Origin of the sequence: Rivularia sp. UHCC 0363 (assembly GCF_034931125.1) — a bacterium.
Lineage (GTDB): Bacteria > Cyanobacteriota > Cyanobacteriia > Cyanobacteriales > Nostocaceae > Rivularia.
In genome coordinates this window covers 23,672-33,079 of the sequence record NZ_JAYGHM010000028.1, presented here as the reverse complement: position 1 = coordinate 33,079, position 9,408 = coordinate 23,672, and the positions used below count along the sequence as shown (strand labels likewise).

Genomic DNA, 9,408 nt, shown 5'->3' with positions numbered 1-9,408 from the left:
CTACAGAGTCAACAGCCTAGTACAGTATGGCGGAAATAAACCCACCATTAAGAGCCTTGAAAAAACTAGCATTTACAGCTTTTGCAAATAGTAGGCTTATTTACGCCGAACGGTACTAGTGTGTTACAGCATAAAAAATATTATGGAAAATAAAAACAATAATGTTTTAGCCGTAACGCACCATCATGTATTTAATGGTTAACCATTAATTAAAATGTAATTACTACGGTAATTACAAAAGCCCTTAAATACGATAACGGCTGCAAAAAATTCTCAAGCGCTTACTCAATCGACTATACAAACAGATACAGAAAATATTATTATTCCCCCATGTGACTTGTGGAGTGATGAACCACCTTGGGAAAGTGACTTACCCGGAAGAAAGAGCAATGGTAGCAGAGCAGCAAGTTGAAGCAGCACAGCAACGAATAGAATAATTATTGGCTAAGTTGAAAGATTTAGGTGTGGATGGACAGCAATTGTCACAAAACCCCGGTTGGTGCGTGACACTAAAACCTTATTGTTGCGTTAAAAATCAAACATAGTGTCACAGCACCCTACGAGCAGAATATGCCTTTTTGTTAAGTCCTAAAACAGTTATCAATTATCAATTAACAATTAACAACTTTAAGCGAAGAATAATATTACGTTCAAAATGATTAGAACGGCTAAAAGTAGACCATTTACCACAAAATCGTTTTTATGCTGTCTAAATTTTCTTTCAAATAAAGCTCCTCCTGTAGTGAATAAGAATCCTTTTATAGGTTTGGGGACTTTATCATAATAAGGTTTGTAGCGCAACAAATTGATTATTAATTGCACGGTTCCGTAAAAGGTGATTGCGAACAGCGATAACCGGAACACGCTGTATAAATTAAAGTAGTTCTCCATTATATATGCTTGAGGATGATTTTTACGGCGATCGCCAATATTGCAGCGATAATACTACCAGTTAATGTAATTCTGACGATGCGGTTATATTTCCGCACTTCTATATCGGCTAATTCTTCTGCAACTTCAATTCCTTTACTGGCTGATTGCTTAGCATATTTACTTAACTCGATAGCCAAGGTGGAGACTACGGAAATAATTACTGCTGCATCATCGGTAAGTCCAGCGATAGGAATTATATCGGGAATCGCATCGAAGGGAGATATCAGATAAAGCAAAGAACCAATTGCTAATGCTTTTGATTTCCAAGCAACTGTCGGATCTACAACCATCTGAAATAATGATTGAATTTTTGGCCAAATTTCTTTAATTGGACCGCGATTCATTGACGGTAATTTTTCGGTTATTTTCGGAATATATTTCTGAATATCTTGGGGATTTACTGATTTTACTAGTTTATAAAATACATTTTTAATTTTACTACTATTGCTAACGGTTTCTAATCTTTCTTCTACTTCTTCAATCGCTTCTTCTGTCTGGATTTCTTCTTTTTCTTTTTGAGTTAACTGACTAAATAGCTTTTTTAATTTATTAGGATTTGTTTTTACGGTTTGTTCGCTAACAATTTGCGGTTTCACTTCTTCAACAGTATTTTCGGTTGCCGATTGTGAGGAAATAACTGCATCTTTTCTGAATATATTCTGTATAATCGATTGCAATTTATTCTTTTTATTAACCTTTTGATTATTTTCAGTTTCTACTCCTCCATTGATTGGTTGAGTATCTGCTGGAATTTCTGTTTGTGCTTCTACTTTTGGTGTTTCGTCCGAATGCGAATCTTTGCGGAACTTATTCCACATTTGTTTGATAAATCCTTTTTCCGCTTCGGAAGATGTTTCACCAGCGGGTGATGGTTGGATATCTATAGTTTGTGGATTATCTATTTGATCTGGTTCTTTTTTCGAGTTTCTCAAAAATCTATCTTTGATTCCCATACCCATCACCTCATGATCTATGTCACTTTTTAAATATAAGCAAATATTCTGCCGCTAGACATCAAACCAGATGAATGTAAATAAACTATTGTCAGATTATGCAAAAATCTATCTGAAGTTAGAAGACTTTTTTACTTTGATTCACAAGCAACGCCATCGTTATCTCTATCTAATCTACCAGCCCACGGGTTGGCTGCAACGCTAATATTTTTAATACCTTGCGCTCTCAATTGTTTACAGCTACCAGACTGTGAAGGAATAACCTCACCAGAACTTGCAGGAACGCTGTTACTATTATCAACATCTACAGATGTTGTCGCAACCGTAGGATTTTTCGCGTTCGCACAGTTGCTACTTCTGTATTCTGCTACTAAACCATCAGTTCGTTCGGGATCGTCAGCAATACTTTGTGTCACCGCTTGCTTAATTTGGCTTTTGCTCAAACCCTGCAAACTTTGAGGATTATGTTTGGCGATCGCAATTGTTGCCACTTTAATTTTATAATTTTTATTTACCTTGCTGCACCCAATATTACCGCTAATATCTGCAACTAACTCGGTAATATTTACTGGTTTTTCCGGAGCAATCGTAGTGTTGGTAACAGGTTTAACGGTTTGCGTGGATTTTGTAGATTCAGCAGCAGTAGGATTAGCTTCAGGTACTTTCGCTGATTTAACAACGGGTTTAATTGGCTTTATTTTATCTACTGCTTTTATTGGAATCGGTGATGGTGTTACTTCAGTCATAACCTGAGATACAGGAGTAGTTTCCGCGATCGGTTCTAATTGAGATGATTCAATTGGCTTTTTCGTAGAAGTTGAAGTTCCGCAAGCAGTCATAGTCAAAGCTATTAGCGTAAATATAAATTTTTTATTCACAGTGATTTGTGGGTAAATTTACTCAGAGTACATCTACCACAATCTAAAGACACTAAATGTGATTGAAATCACCTACGATCGGGTGTATCAGCGGTCTAAATCTAGTTTGTAGTGCGCGTTGGTAGGACAAACGTCTCGCTAACTCCTAAAAAGGAGCGTCTAGCTCCCTAATTGACACCAGGGAGCTAGACGTTCGCACTACCCGAACCCCTCATAACTTATGTGGTTAAGTAAGGAATATTTATGAATTACTTAGATCCACGATACTCATAAGCACCCATATCGGGAGCATCATCTCGATCTCGTCTCACCTCATCTTTATCGATAGATGCGTAATCGGGAATTGCATCCGAACCTATATCTATTGCAGGGGAATCAGCAGATAGATGGTAATTATTACCTTTGGAATCCAAGAAACCAATTGATTTAACCTTGGTGTTGTTTGTTTCTTTGAAGTTATTCAATCCATTTCCAGTTTCATAGAGCTTTTCAAAGGTATCCGTAAACAGATTATTATCCAAGACAACATCATTTGCATCTTCAATAAAACCATTACGGTACTTAGCATCAGCAAAAATGTTGTTACGAACTACAACACCACTCGTTTTAATACCTTTGTTGAAATCAGTACCATCAATCAAAATCGATTGAATATTATTAGCTACAGTATTATTGATAACTTCAACATCGCTAACGTTGCTAGTTACCATAATTCCCACACCACCATTTATGCCTAATTTCCCATTCCCATAAACTACATTGTTGTAAACTCGAATGTCTTTAACATCTCCTTGCTGTGGAGCTTCATCAGCAATTACAATCCCATCAGCAACGTTACTGTAGACAATGTTGCTGTAAATATCGATATTGAAAGTATCGGCACGATTTCCATCAACATAGATCGCAGGACCACCGTTGTAACCCCCTGGTGTACCGGAGACTTGAGCAACACCCGTTACAGTATTGTTATGAATGGAACCATTCCGAGAGCCAGTTTTGGCATCAATACCCTCACGTTTACCTTCTTTAACAACGTTGTTCGCAACTTCAAAACCATCTACACCCCAAATACTCAATGCTTCTTGTGTACCTCTAGTATCTCCTCTACCCGTCCATCTCCAGTTGGCTCGTTCAATGGTATTATCTACCACTTTGATATCTTTACTAGTAACTTCAGCATCTCCACCTTGATAGTAGCTTTCGGGTAAAACGATGATACCTGAAGCTCCTGTTTCAAAAGTATGGTTGTTCTGCACAATCATATTATTAGCATCTCGGAGCGCAATACCAGCCCAGGATGTATTCTCAATCCGAAACCCATCGATAATCCAGTAACCTTCTCCAGCAGACTGAATTACACCCTCTCTAAAACCACCGTTAATAGGGTCTGGATCGCGTAGAGTTACTTCACCATCTGCTTTGAGAGTAATGTGACCGAGGTCTTTACTACCTGATTTATCAAGGGTAATCAACTCTGTATAAGTACCAGGCTGAACTAAAATAGTATCTCCTGCTTTCACCGTAGAATCTTTACCAACAGCATAATCGATCGTTTTCCAAGGCTGTTCTTTAGTCCCTGGATTGTCATCGCTACCTTTAGATGAAACGTAATATGTAGATGCATCCTGCGGAGTATCGGTTCCACCAGGATTATTATCTCCAGGAGTATCGGTATCGGTATCTAGCGGGGTAAACTCAATGTAGTCAAAGCGAGCAAATTCCCCTACATTCTGTTGCGCTTCGATCTTGAAATCATCCCCCGGTTGCAGTTCAATATCCGAATGGGTGACACGAGATGTTAAAGTTTTTGCAACAGCAGCATTTCCAGGTAAGTCTTTATCCAATAAAAAGCTTTGAGTGTCACCTGCAACGGTAATATCTACAGAAGAAACTCCATCATTTTCATCGTAAAAACCCACATTTACCTGATAAGTTCCAGCTTCACCATTAAAAACACCTGCTGCTGTACCAGTTTTACCATCGCTACCTACAAGAGAAATGTGTTTACCACCTGAAGATGCAATATTTGATTCAACGAAATAGTTGGTTAGATTCAATTCTTCGGCTTCGTAGCGTAAGACATCCTCTTCTAGGGTGGGTAGCATTGCAGAATTCGAGGATTTTAACGATCCAGAAATTAAGTCTGCTCCATCTAATCCAGAATTTGGAACTAATTCTTGAGGACTTGCAATTAAAGATGATTCACTATTTAGCGGTATGTCGAAGTCATTCATGAGTAATTTTTCTCCTGTAAATGAGTTCGGCAAACGCACCTGATTTTTACCTGACACTTTCATTTCTAACAATAAAAATCGGGCTTTAAAGTAATCTTAAATACCTCTGAATATAAAAAATATAGATAAATACTCAGGATAAAATACCTATATAAATGTATCTAATCTATTGAATTAAAGCTGATATTAGGCTAAAAATTAAAAAGTATAAATACTTGTAAAAAATGCTTTTTCTGATTTTTATTTGACTTTATACTTAGACAAAGAATATTTTTTTAGCTTGTGTTAAGCCCGATGTTTTAAGAAATCAAGGATTTTGCAAGTCTGGAATAAATAATTTATAGTTACGTTTACATAAGTCGTAATTTATATCAAACTTTTTTCATAAATACCTACAGTATTTAGAATTAGCACTCAACTAAAGCCTACGTAAATTCTGCAATAATATATTTTTGGAGGCAATATTTTTTTTACTTAAGTATTTCTGATATGAAAAACATCTGTTGGAGTTGCTAAATAAATAGTTAATCAGAGGGGTAAAATATGAATAACGACGAGCTTGTAACGATCGCAACTTTTACAAATTCCATTGAAGCATCCCTTGCGGAACAGCAATTAAAAGCTGCAAGAATAAGCTGTCTGCTTGCGGATGAAGCAACGACAAATTTTGCATGGCATTTAAGCGTTGCTGTAGGCTGGATTAAGTTGAAAGTGCGTCGTGCAGATATGAATAATGCAATTGATATTCTTACAGCTACCAATATTCCATTCCAGACTTTTGATGATGATACTGATGATGAATTTGACAAAATCTCACCCGCAGATGAAACGCTGGAGCGAGCTTTTCGCTGTGCTGTGATTGGTTTAATATTTTTCCCTTTACAATTATATTCGCTGCGGTTACTGGGTGTATTACTGTTCTCTGGCTGGAAAATTAGTCGCGATCGCTATTTGAAAGCCGCTATAACTATCATCCTGGATCTGTTGATAATTATTATTTTGTGGCAATTTATCGCTTTTGTGTTCTAAACATCCTGGTAATAAGTATTCTTCAGAATTTATTTGTAAAGTTTTGTTACGATTTACAGAAAATTCCTGATTTACTTCTGAAACATCTAAAGAGGTTTTTGCTAAATACATTGCGTATTTTAGACAAATTCAAAAGTAAATGTTGGGTTGTGAGCAGAATCTAAATTTATGAGTTTATCAATATCAAATGAATTAAATTCCTAGACCAATGATATCTAAACACGATTTGAGCAATTAAGCTATCACTCGTTTTGAAATCTTAGTAACCGATTATGAACCAGAATTTATCAGAAAAATTACCGCGCAAAATTTTGTTGATTGACAATCATGAATTGTGTTTGTATGGAATATTCAACATCCTGTCCTCTACATATCCAAATGTAGAAATTATTACAGCCAAAACCGCCGAAAATGCTTTAAATCAAATCTCAACATTTAAGCCTGACTTATTAATTATGGATATTTATATATCACATCAGTCTGGAAGGAACGCGAATGTTGAAACAGGGATGCAGATGCTCAAGCAGATAGTTCAACACTATCCCCAATTAAATATTGTCATTCAAAGCGCTCATATTAAAACTTTAGTCCGGATGAAATATGAGATTGATTCTCATTGTGGAGGTTTTACGGTAGTAGATAAAAGCGAGACTGTAGAAGAGATGTTAACTAGAATCAGATGGGCTTTACAGGGAATCACTCATATTAAAGATATTCCTTGTATAAATTTTGGATTGCAAGAAAAACCAGAGTGGTCAAGATTACTAAGTTTAGCTTATCAAGAAGGATTGCAGGATAAAGCGATCGCTCAACATATTAGCGTATCCGAGCGGATGGTGCGTCATTATTGGTTTAACTTGCAAGAAGCTTTAGGTATTGATAGTGAACAATTAAAACATCAAGGTAAAAACCTCCGTATAATCACTAGGAATAGGGCGACAGAAGTCGGTTTAATTGATTAAATACTACACTTCTAGTAAGAACTTTAACTCAGAACATCTTAAGGTTAAAATCTATCTTTACTACGAACAGTTGATTAATAGAGCAGAGCATCATAATACCCATAAATTAAAGTTTTCATATACAGCAACCTAGATGTTGGTAAAATCAACGAGGTAAATCGCTGAATCTTCAGTTACAAGAGTAATGTTACACTTCTTACCCCGGTAACTACGGTTTCCTTTATGTTGTCCAGGTGTTCATTTACCTGTTATTATGATTGCTAAATATTTTTTATTCTCAAATGGTTATAAATGCTGTCAGTGTTTAAGTTTTGCTCTTCTATCTAGCATGACTTTAGTAAAACCACTTAAAGCCGAAGAAATTAAACAAACAGAAGTATCTCAGTTAGATCGAAAATCTTATCCTGCTTCAAAAGCAGTTAGGTTAAAGAGTGCTATTCAACGAAACAAAGAAATCTTAGATAGTTTAACTTCTAATTTATCTTCCCAGCAATCTGCAAATGCAGATATCTTATTTAAATATCCCATTGCCCAAATACCGCAGCGCCGCCAATCTTCTCCTCAAGATACCACCAAGCCGCCATCAACTCAACCGCTACCGGAACCAAACATCCCGACTTTACCACCACCCGAAGAGTTGCTACCTGACATTACTCCTACCACACCCGAAGCACCCGAAGGACTTCCTCAAACAGTTATTGTAAATAAATTTATCATTAAAGGAAGTACAGTTTTTAGTGAGAAAGATTTTGATGAAATTACGAAATCTTATACCAACCGTCCGATCACCTTCGCCGAAATTTTGCAACTGCGATCGCAAATTACCCAAAAGTACCTTGACAAAGGATATATCACCAGCGGAACTTTGATTCCACCTCAGAAGTTTCAAGACGGTACAGTTGAAATTGAAATAATCGAAGGTGGATTAGAAGATATTAAAATCAGTGGAAATCGCAGATTAAATTCTGGATATATTCGTTCTCGCATTGCTCGCGGTACAAAGAAACCTCTCAATCGTGAAAAACTGCTTGAAACATTACAACTGTTGCAGCTTAACCCTTTAATAGATAAGCTTTCAGCCGAACTTTCTGCTGGAACTCGCACTGGAGAAAGTTTATTAGAGATAAGTATTAGAGAAACAAAGACCTTTAACACGCAACTGAGCTTGGATAACGGGCGATCGCCAGCAGTAGGAAGTTTTCGCCGTCAAATTCAGGTCAGTGAAGCTAACTTGTTCGGCTTCGGTGACGGTATCAATGCGGGTTATAGTAATACTGACGGTAGCAACGCTTTCGATTTTAACTATACTTTGCCCCTAAATCCTCGCAACGGGACATTAGGATTTAGCTACGGTATTTCCGATAGTGACGTAATTGAAAGTCCCTTTAATGTCCTTGATATTCAATCAAAGTCTCGTTATTACGAACTATCGCTACGTCAGCCCATAGTACAAACACCCACCAAAGAATTTGCTTTAGGTTTAACAGCTAGTCGTCGAGAAAGTAAAGCCAGCTTATTTAACGGCGAAATTCCCTTCCCGAATTCCCCCGGTGCAGACGAAGATGGAAGAACGCGCATTAGTGCGGTGCGTTTTTTCCAAGATTGGACAAATCGCAACAGCAGCCAAGTCTTCGCTTTACGTTCTCAGTTCAGCATTGGATTAGACGCTCTTGATTCCACAATTAACAACATATCTCCCGATAGTCGATTTTTTGCTTGGAGAGGACAAGCCCAGTGGGTACGTCTTTTGGCACCAGATACCCTGCTATTATTACGGGGAGATGTACAGCTAGCAGACCGACCCTTAGTACCTTTAGAGCAAATTGGCATCGGCGGACAAGAAAGTGTTAGAGGATACCGTCAAGATGCTTTGCTTGCAGATAATGCCGTTTTTGCATCAGCCGAAGTCAGATTTCCCATTGCTCGTTTTTCCGGAGAAAACAATCTTTTGCAACTTGCTCCCTTTGTAGACTTTGGTACCGCTTGGAACCGAGGAGGTAGAGAAGATTTGGGTAGTGCAACCGACAATACTTTATTTTCTTTAGGATTGGGATTGCGTCTGCAACTGCAACAGCGACTCACAGCCCGCTTTGACTGGGGAATTCCCTTAATTAAACTGGAAGGGGAAAAAGACACGTTGCAAGAAAACGGTTTATATTTCTCCGTGATTTACAATCCGTTTTAAAAGTTAGGAGTTAGGAGTTTTTTAGTTTTAACGTTTATCCATCACTCTAATAATTAATTTATACTTTTTGTGCTTATAAGTCAATACCGTTCAGTTAAGCCTGAAAATTAGAAATAGCGGAGAGTTATGAGGGGTTTGGGTAGTGCGTGTGCCGAAGACAGCAGATTCACGTTAACGCTGGTTGTAACGAGCGAGCTAGAAGTTTGCGCTTCGCGCACACGCACTACGAATTTA

At 37.5% G+C, this 9,408-nt stretch carries 6 protein-coding genes; 3 read left to right on the top strand and 3 right to left on the bottom strand.

Features of this window, described 5'->3' with window-relative positions; all coding sequences use genetic code 11:
* Window positions 1-890 precede the first annotated feature (890 nt).
* The 3 genes from VB797_RS17055 to VB797_RS17045 form a co-directional block, all read right to left on the bottom strand.
* Entirely contained in the window at window positions 891-1,886 is a 996-nt protein-coding gene (locus VB797_RS17055; RefSeq protein ID WP_323238910.1) for a YkvA family protein, read from the bottom strand.
* A gap of 131 nt (window positions 1,887-2,017) precedes the next feature.
* A complete protein-coding gene (locus VB797_RS17050) occupies window positions 2,018-2,764 on the bottom strand; it encodes an excalibur calcium-binding domain-containing protein (protein ID WP_323238909.1) in 747 nt (248 codons plus the stop codon).
* Between the two features lie 248 nt (window positions 2,765-3,012).
* A complete protein-coding gene (locus VB797_RS17045; protein ID WP_323238908.1) occupies window positions 3,013-4,998 on the bottom strand; it encodes a right-handed parallel beta-helix repeat-containing protein in 1,986 nt (661 codons plus the stop codon).
* 543 nt (window positions 4,999-5,541) lie between these two features.
* On the opposite strand from VB797_RS17045, the gene VB797_RS17040 reads away from it, so the two are divergent.
* The 3 genes from VB797_RS17040 (at window position 5,542) to VB797_RS17030 (ending at window position 9,174) form a co-directional block, all read left to right on the top strand.
* The gene (locus VB797_RS17040) at window positions 5,542-6,027 is read left to right on the top strand and encodes a hypothetical protein (RefSeq protein WP_323238907.1); all 486 of its coding nucleotides are present in this window, start codon (window positions 5,542-5,544) and stop codon (window positions 6,025-6,027) included.
* Window positions 6,028-6,299: 272 nt separating this feature from the next.
* The gene (locus tag VB797_RS17035) at window positions 6,300-6,989 is read left to right on the top strand and encodes a response regulator transcription factor (protein ID WP_323238906.1); all 690 of its coding nucleotides are present in this window, start codon (window positions 6,300-6,302) and stop codon (window positions 6,987-6,989) included.
* A gap of 328 nt (window positions 6,990-7,317) precedes the next feature.
* Window positions 7,318-9,174 (top strand): ShlB/FhaC/HecB family hemolysin secretion/activation protein, encoded by a 1,857-nt coding sequence (locus VB797_RS17030; RefSeq protein ID WP_323238905.1) that lies wholly within the window; start codon window positions 7,318-7,320, stop codon window positions 9,172-9,174.
* Window positions 9,175-9,408 lie beyond the last annotated feature (234 nt).